The 16,420-nt window shown below is 71.1% G+C and carries 13 protein-coding genes and 1 pseudogene; 4 read left to right on the forward strand and 10 right to left on the reverse strand.

Annotated features, from left to right (window positions below):
• A pseudogene (locus ACE3OU_RS08805) lies at positions 1-120 on the forward strand (IS1595 family transposase); the annotation flags it as partial.
• A gap of 24 nt (positions 121-144) precedes the next feature.
• Positions 145-1,326: an MFS transporter gene (locus ACE3OU_RS08810; RefSeq protein WP_374241181.1), complete on the forward strand. Its 1,182-nt coding sequence runs from the start codon at positions 145-147 to the stop codon at positions 1,324-1,326.
• A 107-nt stretch (positions 1,327-1,433) separates the two neighbouring features.
• On the opposite strand, the gene ACE3OU_RS08815 is transcribed toward ACE3OU_RS08810, so the two are convergent.
• The 10 genes from ACE3OU_RS08815 to ACE3OU_RS08860 form a co-directional block, all read right to left on the reverse strand.
• Positions 1,434-3,479: a protein kinase gene (locus ACE3OU_RS08815; RefSeq protein WP_374241182.1), complete on the reverse strand. Its 2,046-nt coding sequence runs from the start codon at positions 3,477-3,479 to the stop codon at positions 1,434-1,436.
• A gap of 13 nt (positions 3,480-3,492) precedes the next feature.
• Positions 3,493-4,365: a DUF3365 domain-containing protein gene (locus ACE3OU_RS08820; RefSeq protein WP_374241183.1), complete on the reverse strand. Its 873-nt coding sequence runs from the start codon at positions 4,363-4,365 to the stop codon at positions 3,493-3,495.
• Between the two features lie 161 nt (positions 4,366-4,526).
• Entirely contained in the window at positions 4,527-5,804 is a 1,278-nt protein-coding gene (locus tag ACE3OU_RS08825) for an ATP-binding protein (protein WP_374241184.1), read from the reverse strand.
• Positions 5,805-5,856: 52 nt separating this feature from the next.
• Positions 5,857-9,210, reverse strand: coding sequence for a CHASE domain-containing protein (locus ACE3OU_RS08830; protein WP_374241185.1), 3,354 nt, complete (start codon positions 9,208-9,210; stop codon positions 5,857-5,859).
• A 149-nt stretch (positions 9,211-9,359) separates the two neighbouring features.
• Positions 9,360-10,928: an ATP-binding protein gene (locus tag ACE3OU_RS08835; RefSeq protein ID WP_374241186.1), complete on the reverse strand. Its 1,569-nt coding sequence runs from the start codon at positions 10,926-10,928 to the stop codon at positions 9,360-9,362.
• Positions 10,929-11,029: 101 nt separating this feature from the next.
• Positions 11,030-11,659: a thiamine phosphate synthase gene (gene thiE, locus ACE3OU_RS08840; protein ID WP_374241187.1), complete on the reverse strand. Its 630-nt coding sequence runs from the start codon at positions 11,657-11,659 to the stop codon at positions 11,030-11,032.
• On the reverse strand, positions 11,652-12,485 hold the full coding sequence (gene thiM / locus ACE3OU_RS08845) for a hydroxyethylthiazole kinase (protein ID WP_374241188.1): 834 nt from the start codon (positions 12,483-12,485) through the stop codon (positions 11,652-11,654). The genes thiE and thiM overlap by 8 nt, the downstream gene beginning before the upstream one ends.
• A gap of 61 nt (positions 12,486-12,546) precedes the next feature.
• On the reverse strand, positions 12,547-13,305 hold the full coding sequence (locus ACE3OU_RS08850) for an SDR family oxidoreductase (protein WP_374241189.1): 759 nt from the start codon (positions 13,303-13,305) through the stop codon (positions 12,547-12,549).
• A 172-nt stretch (positions 13,306-13,477) separates the two neighbouring features.
• Positions 13,478-14,086 (reverse strand): ACP phosphodiesterase, encoded by a 609-nt coding sequence (locus ACE3OU_RS08855; RefSeq protein WP_374241190.1) that lies wholly within the window; start codon positions 14,084-14,086, stop codon positions 13,478-13,480.
• Complete coding sequence (locus ACE3OU_RS08860) at positions 14,083-15,279, reverse strand: MFS transporter (RefSeq protein ID WP_374241191.1); 1,197 nt, start codon at positions 15,277-15,279, stop codon at positions 14,083-14,085. The genes ACE3OU_RS08855 and ACE3OU_RS08860 overlap by 4 nt, the downstream gene beginning before the upstream one ends.
• 132 nt (positions 15,280-15,411) lie before the next feature.
• On the opposite strand from ACE3OU_RS08860, the gene ACE3OU_RS08865 reads away from it, so the two are divergent.
• Entirely contained in the window at positions 15,412-15,855 is a 444-nt protein-coding gene (locus tag ACE3OU_RS08865; RefSeq protein ID WP_374241192.1) for a hemerythrin domain-containing protein, read from the forward strand.
• Positions 15,856-15,875: 20 nt separating this feature from the next.
• Positions 15,876-16,412, forward strand: a complete 537-nt coding sequence (locus tag ACE3OU_RS08870) for an HD domain-containing protein (RefSeq protein WP_374241193.1) — start codon at positions 15,876-15,878, stop codon at positions 16,410-16,412.
• Positions 16,413-16,420: the final 8 nt, after the last annotated feature.

The following is a 16,420-nucleotide window of genomic DNA, read 5'->3' on the forward strand; positions in this document are numbered from 1 at the left end:
ACGCACTACCTCCCGAACTATCTGGGCTGGCGCCGGGCACTCGACACGCGCCGACTTGATACGCCCGACAAGATGCTCCTCGCCGCTATCGGAGTATTTCCACAGGCAACGGTGACATAGCCTTTTGTTTTTGCGCCCCGCCCGATGCACTCAACCGCCTCCGACACCCGCCAGCTGCTGTTCCTGCTGACCCTCGCCGCCTTTGCGAGCTCGGCGTCGTTCCGCGTGTGCGACCCGATGCTGCCCGGGCTGGCCGGGCAGTTCGGCGCCTCGACCGCCGAGGTGGCGCTGATCATCACCGGTTTCACCATCGCCTACGGCGCGATGCAGCTCGTTTACGGCCCCCTCGGCGAACGCTTCGAACGCTTCACGATCATCACCCGGGCCACCGCCCTGTGTGCCGTCGGCAGCGTCGGCGCCGCGCTGGCGCCCAGCCTGGAGCTGCTCACCGCCTGCCGCATCCTGACCGGCGTGGCGGCGGCGGGCATCATCCCGATGTCCCTCGCCACGGTCTCCGACCTGATCCCGGCCGACCAGCGCCAGGCCACCCTCGCCCGCCTCTTCTCGGGGCAGATCCTCGGCATGGTGTTCGGCCAGGTGCTGGGCGGGCTGTGCGTCGACCTCGGCCTGTGGCGGCTGGCCTTCGGGGTGCTCACCGGGCTTTATCTGCTGATCGCCTTCGCCCTCGGGCGTCAGGCCCACCTGGGGGCCGCGACCCGCGGCGGCGGCCCCTCCGGCGCCAGCGTGGCCAGCCTCTACCGGACGGCCCTGGGGCTGCTCGTGGCCGCCGAAACCCGGGGCGTGATGGCCTGCTTCTTCGTGGAGGCGGCGCTGGTGTTCGGCGTGCTGGCCTTCCTGCCCCTCTACCTGCACCAGCACTTCGGGCTGGCGCTCGCCCAGGCGACGCTGCCCCTGCTGCTGTACGGCGCGGGCGGCCTGCTGTTCTCGTTCGCGGCGGGGCGGCTGGGAGGACGGATGAACCACCGGGCGTTTCCGGTGGGCGCGGCGTGCCTGGTGGCGCTGGCCAACGTCGTGGCCGTGGTGGCGGCGCACCCGGGCTGGATCTTCGCCGCCGCGCTGCTGTCGGGCTTCGGCTACTACCAGCTGCACAGCGCCCTGCTCTTCCAGATCACCCAGCGCGCGCCGGCGGCCCGCAGCCTGGCGCTGGCGCTGTCGATCTCACTGTTCTTCGTGGGACAGTCGGTGGGCGTCTTCGCCGCCGGCTGGCTGGTGGATCAGGGGCAGATCATGATGGTCTTCATCTCGGCAGCACTGGGCATGCCGCTGCTGGGCCTGGCGGTCGGCCGCCAGATCCGGCCGACCTGACGCCGCAGGCGACTGCCCAGGCTCCAGGCCGGCGCTCGAGGCAACGCCGGGCCGCCCCACGTTTCCCTGCCCCCACGAGGGGCGGGCTGGGCACTGACCTGGGTCGGTCAGAAGCCGGCGTCGGCCATGAAGCGCCGGCGCTCGGCGTCCTTGTCGATGTGGCTGGCGAGGGCCCGGCACAGGGTGTCAAGGCTGTTGGCGTTGCGGGACTCGCGGCGCACCAGCACCTTGGCCATCGGCCCGATGTAGCGCGCAAACAGCTTCTCCATGCGGGCCAGCTCGGCGTCGGGGATCACACCCGGCAGCACGCTGGTGGGGCCGCTGCGGGTGCCCGGCAGCTCGCTGCGGGGCGGGGGGAGTTCGCTGCGGGGCGCGGTGGACTCGCCGCGCATCTCGGTGGTGCCGGGCAGCGGGCGGGAATCCATGGTCACGACCGCCGCCAGGAAGGCCGTGCGGGGCTCGGACTCGGGGATCAGCGCGCCGAGGCGGCGGTGCAGGTCGAAGAGGTTGGCCGCGCGGGGCACCGTGCGGCGCACCAGCAGCTTGGCCATCGGGCCGATGTGCTGGGCCAGCACCCGCTCGGCGTGCTCGATGGCGGCGGCATCGATCCCGGGCGGCGGCATGTCGCCCCGCTCGGCGGTGTCGGAACCACGCAGGCCGGTGGTGAGGTTCTCGTCGCGGAAGAGGTAGAGCTCGTGGTTGCGCCCCTTCGGATCGCGGTGCACGCCGAGGTAGCGGAAACGCTCGCCGACGCTGCGCCCCAGGTTCTGCATGACCTCGACGTAGGAGCGCCCGGCCAGCACCTGCCCCGGCTCGGAGAAGCGCATGATGCGGAAGGCGATGGTGATGCCGTCGCCGAGGATGCGCGAGCGCCCGTCCGGCCCCGGATCGGGGGCCACCCGCACCGGGCCCAGGTTGATGCCCATATGCACGCCCAGGCCCTCGGCGGCGGCGGCATCGCTCAACTGCACCGCCGTGCGCAGGGCGTCCTCGGGGTCACCCACGCAGCAGACGGCACAGCCTTCCTTGGTGTTCACCACCAGGCGCGCGGTGGGCGAGATCTGCCCCAGCGCCTGGCGCAGCAGCCGGCCGAGCAGGGCCCGCCCTTCGGAGCGGGCGCCGGCGTTGTCGCTGCTGGCGGCCACGTCGGCGAACAGCACCGCGCCGATGAAGGCCCGCGCCTCGTAGGCCGACAGGCCGAGGGGCAGCGGCTCGCTGGGGGGCGGCTCGGGCGGCGCCGTCTCACCCACCTTGCCGCCCAGGCAGGCGCGGCGGAAATCCGCCACGCGGCGCGGCCGGTCGTCCTCGTCGGGCTTGAGGGCCCAGTCGATGGCGCGCAGCAGCTCGATGCCGAAGACCTCCCGGTTGCCGATCTCCGCCGCCGGCGGCATGGTGTCCTCGCGCAGGCGGGCGAAGGCCTCCATCGGCCGGTTGCCGGTGACCATCCAGTACATCACGCCGGCCAGCGCGTAGAGATCGGTCCACGGGCCCTGCTTGCCGTGGCGGTGGTATTGCTCGGCCGGCGCGAAGCCCGGCGTCAGCACCGCGGTCAGGGCCTGGTCCGAACCGTCGGCCTCGACCCGGCGGGCCGAACCGAAGTCGAGCAGCACCGGGGAGCCGTCGGCGCGGATGTAGATGTTCTCGGGCTTGATGTCGCGGTGCAGGAAGCCGGCGCCATGGACCACCTCCAGCCCGTCGAGCAGCGGGCGCACGATGCGCAGCAGCATCGCCTTGTCGAGGGGCAGACGGCCCACCAGCCAGCGCTGTAGCGGCTGGCCGGTTTCGTAGTCCATCACCATGTAGGCCGTCTCGTTGGCGCGGAAGTAACGCAGCACGCGCACGATGCCGGTGTTGTGGAAGCTCGCCAGGGCCCGGCTCTCGAGCAGGAAGCGCTGCAGACCGCGCTCGAAGCGGCGGCTCACGTCCGGCGAACGGGGGACCAGGGAAAAGCCCGCGCCCCGGGTGACGAGGTTGCGGGGCGCGTATTCCTTGATCGCCACCCGGCAGTCCAGGTGGGTGTCGTGGGCCAGATAGGTGATACCGAAGCCGCCGCCACCGAGCACCCGCTCGATGCGGTATTCGTTGAGGGCGTAGCCGACGCGCAGGGCGAAGGCGTCGCTATCCGCGGCAGCCGGGTTCAGCGCTTCAGTCATGGTGTGCCCCGGCTCAGGAATCGATCATCTGCATGGCCTTCTCCAGACTGCGACGCATCCGGTTGAAGGCGCTGGCCAGCACCGCCACCTCGTCCCGGCCGTCGTCCGGGAACTCGGGCTGATCGAAATCGCCGGTGCTGATCTTGTCGGCCGCCGCCGACATGCGCGACACCGGCCCGATGATGAGCGCGGAGAGCATGAGGTTGAGCACCACCGAGACGGCCAGGAACACCGCCGCCAGCGACACCATGAAGGTGCGGAAGGCCTGGTTGGCGTTTTCGAGGGGCACCGACATGGGCACCGAGACCACCTGCGCGCCCACCACCTCGTTGAGCTTCCAGCCGAAGCCGTTGGCGTTGCCATACACCTTGATCATGCTGGGCGGCGCCACCCCCGGCGTGCTGTGGCAGGGCAGGCAGGCGGCCGACTCGATGCGGATCGGGTGGGCGACATACAGCGAGCGACCGGTCGGCGTGTCGCGCTGGCCGGTGATCTCCTTGCTGTCGGGGCGGTTGCGGAAGTTGTTGACCAGGTCGGCCTCCCAGTCGGACGCCCGATCGCGGGGGTTGGTCGGGTTGAGGGTGGCTTCCTTGTAGTTGTAGTTGGGATACTTCTTGCGGAGCTCGGCGAGGGTCTCGGTGGCGGCGTAGGCCGGCACCGTCTGGGGCAGGAACTGCTCGTGCATGATCGAGTCGAGGTGCGGGCGCACCTGGGCGACGGTGTAGCCGCGGACCGCCAGCGCGGCCTCCATGACCAGGCGCGCCTCGGCGAGCACCTGTTCGCGGGCGTGCCGGAACAGCATGTCATGGGAGATGTAGCCGGCCACGCCGAAGCCGGCAAGAAAGACGCCCAGCAGGACCAGGTTGAACTTGAGGCGCAGACCCATGAAAACTCCCCGAAAAGTATCCAGAACACCTTAAACAGGTGACATTCTGGCACATTGCGGGGTGTTTCTGGGCTAGGACTTGCGCTTATTCAGTCCGGGAAACGCCGGCGGCGGCCACCCGTTGACGCGGTGCAGCAGCCGGCGCCCGCGGGAAGCCCGCGTCAGGCCTGGCTCTCGGCCGCGGCACCCTCTTCGGCGCCGGCCAGCGGATCGATCGGGAGGGTCAGCGCGAACACCGTGCCCTTGTCCAGTTCGCTGCTCACCGTGATGCGGCCACGATGGCGTTCGATGATTTCCCGCGACAGGGTCAGGCCGAGGCCGGTGCCCTGGCCCACCGGTTTGGTGGTGTAGAACGGCTCGAAGAGGTGGCTCAGCCCCTCCGGCGAGATGCCCTTGCCGGTGTCGGCCACGCTGACCCGGATGGTGGCCTCGTCGACGCGCTCGGTGGTGACGGTGATCTCGCCCGAGCCCTCGATGGCCTGGGCCGCATTGACCACCAGGTTCATGAACACCTGGTTGAGCTGGGACGGGATGCAGTGAATATGCGGCAGGTCGCCATAGTGCTTGACGAGGGTGCAGTGGTGCTTGAACTCGTTGCGGGCGATGTTGAGGGTGGAGTCGAGCCCCTCGTGCAGGTCGGCCCACTGCCAGCGGGACGAGCCGGCATGGGCCAGGCCCTTCATGTCGGCGACGATCTGGCGGACCCGCTCGACGCCCTCCCGCGATTCCGCCAGCAGGTCGAGCACGTCCTGCTTGAGGTAGTCGTACTCCAGGCGCCGCATCAGGCTGCGCAGCTCGGCGAGGCGCTGCTCGACCGGCATGGGGGCATCGGCGGCGCAGGCGTCGGCGATGGCGAACAGGTCGTCGAGGTAGCGCTCCAGGGCCGCCAGGTTGGAGGCGACGAAGCCCACCGGGTTGTTGATCTCGTGGGCGATGCCCGCCGACAGCTGGCCGATCGAGGCCATCCGCTCCGACTGCAGGAGCTGCTGCCGCGTGCTCTCGAGCTGCTGCTCGCCCTGCTCGGCCCGCCGGGCCATGTGCTGGGCCTTGCGCTGCAGGCTGTCGCGGGCCGCCTTGGCGTCGATGTGGGCGCGGATGCGCGACAGGGTGACGGCCGCCCGGATCGGCTTGTGGATGAAGTCGGCGGCCCCCAGCTCGAAGCCCCGCTGCTCGGAGTCGTCGTCGTGCAGCGCGGTGACGAGGATCACCGGGATCCCGCGGGTCGCCTCGTCGGCCTGGAGGCGGCGCAGCACCTCGTAGCCGTCCATTGCCGGCATCATCACATCGAGCAGGATCAGGTCGGGGCGCGGCTCGCTGCGGGCGATGCGCAGGGCGTCCTCGCCGGAGCCGCCCAGGCGCACCCGGTAATCGGGGCGCAGCAGCTCGCCCAATGTGCGGAGGTTGGTGGCGTCGTCGTCGACTACGAGTATGACTTTCATGGATTCATCCTGGCCGGCCGCCCATACGGCATGCCCTTGAAAGGAGAAGGTATCACGCCGCAATCCCACCGGCACGGACTCTGGCACGGCGCAGGGAAGCCAGCGCCGCGTCGAAGCGGAGCTGCTCGATCAGCCGGCCGACCTCGTCGAACTGGCTGGCCAGCGGGGTGCCGGCGAGCAGGTCCTGCAGCGCCCGGAAGCGCCCGAAGACATCGAAATCGTCCTCCGCGAGGAGGGCCTCGATCTCCACCACCAGCCCGGCGAGGCGGGCCCGGTCGATCTCCCGGGCGGTCGGCACCGTCGTCGCCAGCCAGCGCCCCAGCGCCTCGCCCAGCGCCGGGAGCATCACCGGCTTGCTGAGGAAGGCGTCCATGCCGGCCTCGAGGCACTGCTCCAGGTTGGTGGTCAGCACGTTGGCGGTCAGGGCGATCACCGGCAGGCGTGGCCGTCCCTCCCGGGCCTCCCACTCGCGCAGCCAGCGGGTGGTGGCGAAACCGTCCATCTCGGGCATCTGGATATCCATCAGGATCACGTCGGGGATGTCCCCCGCCTGCAGCCGCTCGATGCACTGCAGGCCGTGGTCGACACAGGTCGGGCTGACGCCCAGCGCGTTCAGCATGGCCACCACGACGCGCTGGTTGTTCGGGTTGTCCTCGACGACCATCACCCGGCCGGTCAGCACGGCCACCGGCGGCGGCGGCCGCTCGTCCGACGGCGCCAGCGGCACGCAGGCCCCCGGGGCGAGCTCGACGCACACCCGGAACCAGAAGCGCGCACCCTCGCCTTCGGCGCTCTTCAGGCCCACGTTGCCGCCCATCAGCCCGGCCAGGCTGGCGACGATGGACAGCCCGAGCCCGGTGCCGCCGTACTGCCGGGTGGAGGAGTTGTCGGCCTGGGAGAACTGCTGGAAGAGCAGGTGCTGCTTGTCGGCCGGCACGCCCACGCCGGTGTCGGTGACCGAGAACTCGAGCTCCGTCAGCCCGTCGGCGACGCCGACCTGGCGGCCCTCCACCCGGATGCTGCCGGTGTCGGTGAACTTCAGCGCGTTGCCCACCAGGTTGGACAGCATCTGCACCAGGCGCTGGCGGTCCGCCAGGCAGCACAGCCCCGCCGGCCCGCGCCAGGCCACCTCGAAGGCCAGCCCCTTGCTGGCCGCCTGCTCCTCGAAGAGCACCTCCACCTCGGCCAGCAGGCCGGCGACGTCGAGGGGCGCCGGGCGCAGCTCGAGCTTGCCGGCCTCGACCTTGGAGAAGTCCAGGATGTCGTTGAGCAGCCCCAGCAGCAGGCGCCCCGACTTGAGGATGGTCTGCACATACTCCTGCCGCTGGGCCTCGCTCAGGCCGGGGCGCTGCAGGAGCTGGGCCATGCCGAGGATGCCGTTCATCGGGGTGCGCAGCTCGTGGCTGACGATGGCGAGGAAGCTGCTCTTGGCGAGGCTGGCCTGCTCCGCCGACTCGCGGGCGGCGATCAGGCGGATCTCCCGGGAGATGTCCTGGATCGCCTGCAGGCGGCCCTCCACGCCCCCGTGGGGTGCCGAGGTGGTGCGCACGATCACGTCGATCACCGAACCGTCGCGCTTGAGGTGGCGACAGCGGGGCAGCCAGCCGTCGGCCGGCTGGTCCTCGGGCGTGCAGCCCCCGAGGCCCGGCTCGAACGGGGCCAGCACGTCCGACAGGCGCATCTGCAGGAACTCCTCGCGCGACCAGCCGTAGTGGGCCACGGCGCAATCGTTGACCATCAGGAAGCGCAGGCTGGCGGCGTCGTACACCCACATCGGCAGCGGGCTGTCGTTGAAGAGGCGCTGGTAGCGGTCCTCGCTGGCCTTCAGGGCGTCGTGCTGGCGCTGGATCACCGCCGTCCGCCCGGTCATGCCGAGCATCAGGATCTGCAGCAGCAGCGCCAGCAGCAGGCCCGCCGCGCCGAGGGCCCAGACCATGCCCACCCGCTGCTCCCGGTGATAGATCTTGGCGGCATGGACCGACAACACCCAGTCGCGGTCGCCCATCCGCAGCGTGGTCTGCCAGCCCGGTGGCTGGTCGGCCAGGGCCGCCATGCCCGACGAGCGGTAGAGCACGTCGCGGCCCGCCGGCGCGCCGGGGTCGACGAGCTGGAAGGCCAGCCCCACCGGGACCTGGCCGCGGGTGGCGATGTCGATCATCTCGTCCACATTCACCACCGACGCGGCGAGGCCGAGCGGGCGCCAGCCCTGGCCGTCGGCGCGCATGCCGTACACCGGAAGGAGCTCGAGGATGCCGATCCGCTGGCGGCTGTCCTGCACCAGCTGGATCGGCGAGGTGACCGCCATCGCGCTCGAGGCCAGCGCGCGGCGGACCGCATCCTGGCGGGTCGGCTCGGAGGCGATATCGAAGCCCACCGCCGGCCGGTTCGCCGTCAGGGGCACGATATAGCGGACCGGCACGTATTCCCGCCGGGCGCCGGCCGTCACCAGCTGCTGCGCCTCATTCCGCTCGGTGATCCGGAAGCCGCCCCCCGGCACGAGGCGGCCGACGGCCTGCTCGTAGGCCGGCCGCTCGGCGGCCTGGACGATGTCGTTGTAGCTGAGCGCCGAGATGTCCGGATCGTCGCGCAGGGAGATGCGCGTGAAGTGCTCGAACTGGGCAAAGCTGAAATCCGGCGTCGCCTCGATGAAATTGCGCAGCGACGCGAGCACCTCCCGGTGGGTCACCAGGCGGTCGGCGATCGCCTGCGCCAGGCCCTCGCCATCGGCCTGCAGGCGGTTCTTGTGGATCTGCTGCTCCCACTGGCTGGCGCCGAAGAACGCCAGCCCGACCAGCCCCAGGGTGAGCAGCATCGGCACCACGAAGCGGCGCCGCCGGTCGCGCCACAGGGCGCTCCGCCCGTCGAGGAAGCACAGCGCCAGCGGGGTGAAGATGATCACGCCGAGGGCGTCGCCCACGTACCAGTTCCACCACACGTAGGCGACCTCCACCGGCTCGATCATGCCCAGGGTGTACAGCGCCGTCACCGAGACCGAGGCGGAGATCAGGCAGGCCAGCAGGCCGCCACAGGCCAGGAAGCGCAGCGCATCGTGCTCGCGGGCCAGCTCGCGCCAGGCGCTGCCGATGGCCCACCGCACCAACCACGCGCCGGCCCCCGCCTGGAGCATCGCCCCCAGCCCGGTGCAGGTGCCGACCGTGACGGCCGTCGCCAGCGGCTGGCCGATCACCAGCGCGTGGGGCAGGTTGAACAGCAGGGAGCCGAGGGCGACCCCCACCAGCCCCGGGCGGCCCATCCACAACACACCGGCCAGGGCGACGCCGGCGGCCGGAAAGATCGGGCTGGCAAAACCGGGGGCGATGGCCAGCAGCATGCTGACCGCGCCGAGCAGCGCATAGACGACGGCGAGCCGGCTCACCCCCCGCAGGGTCATGTGAAGCGAACGCATGGCAGGCAGCCCCCTAACCAGCCCACCCGTTTCGCTGCGTCGGCAGAGCACGCATTGACCAGACCAGGGCGATCGTTAAATTGAAAAATTTATTATAAACATTAAAAACGACAATTTTTTGACGCAACTTAACAGATGCCAAAAGTATTTCACTCACCCCGTGAATTAATTCTCACCGGCAGCCACACCCGGAAACGACTGCCCTGCCCGAGGGTGCTGGCCACCTCGATGCGGCCACCATGCTTGCGGACGATGTCATAGGAGATCGACAACCCGAGCCCCGTCCCCTTGCCCACCGGCTTGGTGGTGTAGAAGGGGTCGAAGATGTGCTTGAGCACCTCGGGGGGCATCCCGCTGCCGCTGTCCTCGACCTCGATCCAGGCCCACCCGGCGTCGTGGCCGGTACGCAGGGTGATCACCCCGTGCTCGGCGATCGCCTGGGCGGCGTTCACCAGCAGGTTCATCACCACCTGGTTGATCTGGGCCGGCAGGCAGGGCACCCGCGGCAGCGAGGGGTCGTAGGCGCGGACCACCTCGGCCTTGTACTTCAGCTCGTTCCACACCACGTTGAGGGTGCATTCGATGCCAGCGTTGAGATCGGCCTCCTGCCACTCGGCCTGGTCGACCCGCGCGAAATCCTTCAGGTCGGCGACGATCTTGCGGACCCGCTCGAGGCCGTCGCGGGACTCGCCGATCAGTGCGGCGAGGTCGCCCTTGAGGTAATCGAAATCGGCGGCCACGAAATCCGCCTCCGTCGCCCTCCCGGCCCGGCAGGCCTCGAGGAGGGCCACCAGCTCCTCGCTGTAGGTCTTGAGAGTGCCCAGGTTGGAGCCAACGAAGCCCACCGGGTTGTTGATCTCGTGGGCCACCCCGGCCGCCAGCACGCCGACGGCAGCCATCTTTTCGGATTGCAGCAACTGGCCGTGGGCCTCCTCCAGTTCGGCGATCTTGCAGGCCAGCTCGAACCAGCGCCGGCGCAGCAGCTCGAGCAGCCCCCAGCCCACCGCCAGCACCACCACGAAGGCCGCCCCGTGGGCCAGCGCCGACTGGCGGATGGCGTCCCGCGAGGCCACCTCGATCGGCCCGTAGTGCTGGGAGACGCTGAGCCCGCCGCGGATGTCGCCGACCTTGTAGCCCTGCTTGGCGTGGCAGCCCATGCAGCTCTCCTGCACCTGCAGCGGCGCCATGTAGCGGAGCAGCGGGCCGTCGGGCCCGGCCTCGATGGCGGTGGTCTCCCGGACGCCGCGCTCGAAGGCTTCCAGCGAGCGGGTCTCCCAGGGGTCAGCCCCGTTGGCGGGCTGGATCGGGCGCAGGCTGGTGAGGTGGAAGCTCACCCCGCCGTCCTCCGCCGACATGCTGCCGATCAGCCGCGTCATGTAGGCCGGGTTGATCATCGTCAGCGCCACCCCGTCGGTGGTCGTCACGTCGCGGCGGGGGTGTTCCAGATAAAGGTTGGGCGGCGTCCGCGGCGTCACCGGCACATAGACGCCGCCGTGGCTGGCGTTCCAGTTGCGGGTGAGCATCACCATGCGGAACATGTTGCGCGCCCCTTCGAGGGCCACCTGCACCGACTGCTCGCCGATCCGCGTCACCTGCAGCTGCAGCGACAGGGCCACCAGCAAGCCCCACAGGGCCAGGGGCAGCAGCCACCAGCGACGCTCCCGGATCAGCCGGGGGATCTTGCGAATAGTCGCGGGGGGCGGGGCAACTTCGGTCATGGCGGCGCTGGAGGGGGCGGACAATCGCCGCCGGACAGGCCTTTAACGGCAACAGGCCGTGCCGCTGAAGGTGTGGAAGCCCGCCGCCCGCGCCAGGGCCGTCAGCCCATGCGTTCGCGCAGCACCCGCGCGGCGGCGGCGGGATCGGCGGCGGCGCACAGGGCGCTGACCACCGCCAGCCCGTCGGCGCCGGCCGCCATCACCGCGGCCGCGTTGCCCGCGTCGATGCCGCCGATGGCCACCAGCGGGCGGCTAGTCAGCGCCCGCAGCCTCTCCAGGCCGGCCAGCCCCAGGGCCGGCGCAGCGTCGGCCTTGGTGGCGGTGGCGAACACCGGGCTGACACCGTAGTAATCCACCGGCGCCGCCTCGGCCGCCTCGAGCTGGGCCACGGATTCCACCGACAGGCCAATCAGCGCGCCGGGCATCAGGCGGCGCACGTCCTCGGGGGCCATGTCGCGCTGGCCCACATGCACGCCGTCGGCCCCGCAGGCCAGCGCCACGTCCACCCGATCGTTGATGATCAGCGGCACGCCCCGGGGCGCCAGCCAGGCCTTGAGGGCCCGCGCCCGCTCGACGAAGGCGCGGGTATCGAGCTGCTTCTCGCGCAGCTGCACGCAGCTCACGCCGCCGGCCACCGCGGCCTCGACCACCGCCAGCACGCCCCGCTCGCCGCACAGGGCGCTATCGGTGACGAGGTGCAGGCGCAGGGTCTCGACGAGGCGTTCACGCATCGACGACCATCCTCAGACGGCTGATGAAGGACGCCTCATCGAGCAGCTGCAGCCCGTCGAGGAGCTCGATCTGCAGCCGCCCGACCCCGGCCCCCGCCGCCTGGACGCGCTCGACGGCCAGCTCGCCGACCACCCCGAGCACCGCCATCGCCGCCACGGTGGCCCGCCACGGGTCGGGCTGCACCGCGGCGAAGGCGCCGACCAGCGCGCTCGCCGAGCAGCCGACGCCGGTGACCCGGGTCATCCACGGGTGGCCATTGGCGAGCACCGCCCGGCGCCCGGCGGCATCGACGATCAGATCCTCGGCGCCGCTCACGCACACCACCGCGCCGAGCTGCCCGGCCAGCGCCGCGGCGGCGTCGGCGGCGTCGTTGGTGCTGGCCGCGCTGTCCACGCCCCGCGTCCTTGCCGCCAGGCCGGCCACGCTCATGATCTCGGAGGCGTTACCGCGCAGGATGCCCGGCGCGCCGGCACGGATCAGCTCGGCCAGCGCCGCGTTGCGGTAGGGCGTGGCGCCGGCGCCCACCGGGTCGAGCACCACCGGGAGGCCCCGCGCCCGGGCGGCCTGCAGGGCCACCTGCATTGCGCTGATCCAGGCCGGCTCGAGGGTGCCGATGTTGAGCACCAGGGCCTGGGCGATGCCGACCATGTCGCGCACCTCCTCGTGGGCGTGGGCCATCACCGGCGAGGCCCCCACCGCCAGCAGCGCGTTGGCGTTGAAATTCATCACCACCAGGTTGGTGATGCTATGCACCAGCGGCGCGTGCGTGCGCACGGCCTGCAGGTCGGCCCACAGGGCGCGGGCGTCGAGGGGGGTGGAACTCATCGCGACAGACTCCTCGCCGGCAGCCGGCGTCAACCAAAGCCCCCAAGGCTACACCAGACGCTCACTCCCGGTGGATCGCGAAGCCGGCCCAGGTCTGGCTCACCGGCATGATCTCGAGGTTGTTGATGTTGAGGTGGGCCGGCTGGTTCATCAGCCAGAAGATCGTCTCGGCGATGTCTTCGGGCTGCACCGGCCTGGCACCGGCGTAGGTGGCGTCGTAGCGGGCCTGGTCGCCGCCGAAGCGCACCAGCGTGAACTCGCTCTCGCACAGGCCGGGCTCCAGGTCGGTGACGCGCACCCCTGTGCCCGCCAGGTCGCAGCGCAGGCCCAGCGAGAACTGGCGCACGAAGGCCTTGGTGCCGCCATACACGTTGCCGCCCGGGTAGGGCCAGTTGCCCGCCACCGAGCCCACGTTGACGATGCTCGCCCCCGCGCCGTGGGCGATCAGCCGCGGCAGCAGCATGCGGGTGGTGTACATCAGGCCCTTGATGTTGGTGTCCACCATCGTCTCCCACTGGTCCAGGTCGCAGCCCTGGGCCGGGTTGATGCCGAGGGCCAGGCCGGCGTTGTTGACCAGGCCGCGCAGGGTCGCGAAGTCGGCCGGCAGGCCGTCGATGGCGGCCTGCATGGCGGCGCGGTCACGCACGTCCACGGCCAGCGGCAGCACGGACGTCGTCGCCGACAACTCTGCCGCCAGCGCCTCCAGGCGGTCGCGGCGGCGGCCGGTGATGACGAGCTTCCAGCCGGCGGCGGCAAAGCGCCGCGCACAGGCTTCGCCGAACCCCGAGGTGGTGCCGGTGATGAACAGGGTGGGTTGCATGATCTCTCCTTGTGATGAAGCCACGCCGGGCGTGGGCGCCGGGGACCCAGCGATTGTGCTTGTTGGCCTCGGCGGGATAAATACCCGCTCCACGGCAACACTATTCAGGCAAGCCAAACAATACCCACGGCCGGGCGCGCCCCGAAGTCCGATCCGCGGCGCCCCGCCGCCTTCAGCCGCCGGCGTCCCGCGCCTGGGCAAGCCCGCGCGCGAAGGCCAGCGCGGCGGGCAGGAACTCGAAGAAATCCGCCTCCAGACCGGCGTAGGCGGCCAGCAGCTCATCCCCGGCCCCAGCCAGCGGGTTGGGCCGACGCAGGCGGAATTCGGCCATCCGGTCGAGGGCCAGCGCCACCGTGTCGGCCTCCCGGTAGCTCGCCAGCCAGTCCTGCCCACGCATCCGCTCGAACACCGGCCCGAAGGCGGCGGGCAGCGGCTCGGGGTGGCCCGCGATCATCCGGTAGGTGTCGGCGGTGAAGTCCGTCAGGCGCTGGCCGCGGAACTGCCCCCAGTGCCGTGCCAGGAAATGGTCGTAGAACATGTCGACCATGATGCCGGCCACCCGCCGCCGCGCCGCGCTGACCCGCCCCCGGCTGCGCCGGAAGGCCGGGTGGGTGTCGGCGAAGCTGTCGATGCGCCGGTGCAGCATCACGCCGGCCGCCAAACCGGGGCCGAGGCCCGCAGGCAGCGGGTCGAGGGGGCCCTTCACGAAATCGCCGACCACGCCGCCGACCCGGTCCGCCGGGAGCGGCCCCGCCAGCAGGGCATGGGCCAGGTAGTTCATCGCAGCCGCCCTCCGCCGCGCCAGAGCAGCCCCAGCAACGCCAGCCCGGCCAGCCCGGCACCCGCCAGGAAGGTCGCCCGGGGGCCGAAAACGTCCCACAGCGCGCCGGCCAGGGTGCTCGCCACCAGCAGGGCCAGCCCGCCCACCAGGTTGAACACGCCGAAGGCGGTGCCCCGCAGCGGGGCCGGTGCCACGTCGGCCACCTGCGCGGCGAGCAGGCCCTGGGTCATCCCCATGTGCAGCCCCCACAGCGCCACGCCGAGGGCGAGGCCGGCCAGGCCATCGACGAGGGCGATGACCAGATCGGCGACCACCAGCACCGCGATGCCGGCGGCCAGCAGCGCGCCGCGGGGCATCCGGTCGGCGAGCCGCCCGACCGGGTAGGACGACAGGGAATACACCACGTTCATCAGCACCAGCACCGCCGGCACCCACATCAGCCCGAGGCCGAGGGCCTGGGCGCGCAGCACGAGAAAGGCCTCGCTGAAGCGGGCCAGCGTGAACACCGCCGCGATGCCCACCACCCACCAGTAGGCCGGTGGCAGCCGGGCCAGCTCGCGGCGGGACAGCGGTGCGCGCACCGGCGCCGCCCCGCCGGCGGCCGGCTGCGGGTCGCGCACCGCCAGCACGATCAGCGCGAAGGCGCCGAAGGCCGGCAGCACCGCCACCCAGAAGACCAGCCTGAAATCGCCGCCGGAGAGGGCCATCAGGCCGATCGCCAGCAGCGGGCCGATGAAGGCGCCGGCCGTATCCAGCGACTGGCGCAGCCCGAAGGCCGCCCCCCGCAGGCCCGGCGGCGCCAGGTCGGCGATCAGGGCGTCCCGCGGCGCCCCGCGGATACCCTTGCCGACGCGGTCGATGAAACGCGCGGCGACCACCCAGCCCAGCGAGGTGGCGAGCGGAAACACCGGCTTGGTGCACGCCGCCAGTCCGTAGCCGATGGCCGCCAGCAGCTTGCGCCGGCCGAGCCAGTCGGACAGGGCGCCCGAAAACACCTTGACGATGGCCGCCGTGGCCTCGGCGACCCCCTCGATCACGCCCACCGCCAGCGTCGAGGTGCCGAGCAGCACCAGGTAGGCCGGCAGCAGCGCGTGGATCATCTCGGAAGAGATGTCCATCAGCATCGAGACGAAACCGAGGGCCCAGATGCCCGGCGGCAGGCCGGCGCGGTGGGCGGCGGCGGGTTCCTTCATCGTGGCCCTCCTGGCGCTTTGCGGCGACGCGCTGGCGCGTCCCGGGGTATCCTTGCAGACGGGCCGCCGCGGAGAAAAGCGACCTCCGGCCGGGCCCGGACTCAAGAATGACACGTCAGGAGCAGACAGAAAATGACCGACACACAGGGTTTGCAGTGGACCGACGCCTTTCTGCTCGGTTATGAGCCGATGGATGACACCCACCGGGCGTTCGTCGACATCGTCGACAAGCTGCTCACCTGCCCCGATGCCGAGATGGCCGGCCTGCTGAAGGCCTTCATCGCCCACGCCGAGGAGCACTTCGGCCTCGAGAACAGCTGGATGGAAGAGACCGGCTTTCCGCCGCGGGACTGCCACATCTCCGAGCACAAGGCGGTGATGGACTCTGCCGTGCAGGTCGAGGAACGGGTGCGCGGCGGCGACTTCACCATCGGGCGGGAGTTTGCCGCCGAGCTGGCCAACTGGTTCCCGGGCCACGCCGATTACCTCGATTCGGCCCTCGCCCAGTGGATGGCCAAGCGCAAGCTCGGCGGGGTGCCGGTGGTGCTGCGCCGCAACCTGCAGTTCGAACGCTGAGCGGCCGGAGCGGGGCGGCCATGCACGACACCGGCCTCCTGCTGCGGGCGCTGGCCTTCGCCGCCGAACGGCACAGCCGGCAACGCCGCGAGGACGCCGCGGCCTCGCCCTACATCAACCACCCGATCGCCCTCGCCGACGTGCTGGCCAACGAGGGCCGCGTGGTGGACGTGGTGGTGCTGAGCGCCGCCATGCTCCACGACACCATCGAGGACACCGGCACCACCGCCGACGAGCTGGCCCACCACTTCGGCGCGCGGATCGCCGCCATCGTCGTGGAGGTGAGCGACGACCCCCGCCTCGACAAGGCCACCCGCAAGCTGCGCCAGATCGAACACGCCCCGCACCTGTCGCCCGAGGCCAAGCTCGTCAAGCTGGCCGACAAGATCTGCAACCTGCGCGACCTGCTGGCCTCGCCGCCGGTGCACTGGCCGCTGCAGCGCCAGCAGGCGTATTTTGACTGGTCGGCCCAGGTGATCGCCGGCCTGCGCGGCGTCCATGCGCCCCTCGAGGCGCTCTTCGACGCCGTCTACGCGCGCCGCCGCGACCTCCGCTGATCCCCGCG

The organism is Zoogloea sp., from assembly GCF_041908905.1.
GTDB lineage: Bacteria > Pseudomonadota > Gammaproteobacteria > Burkholderiales > Rhodocyclaceae > Zoogloea.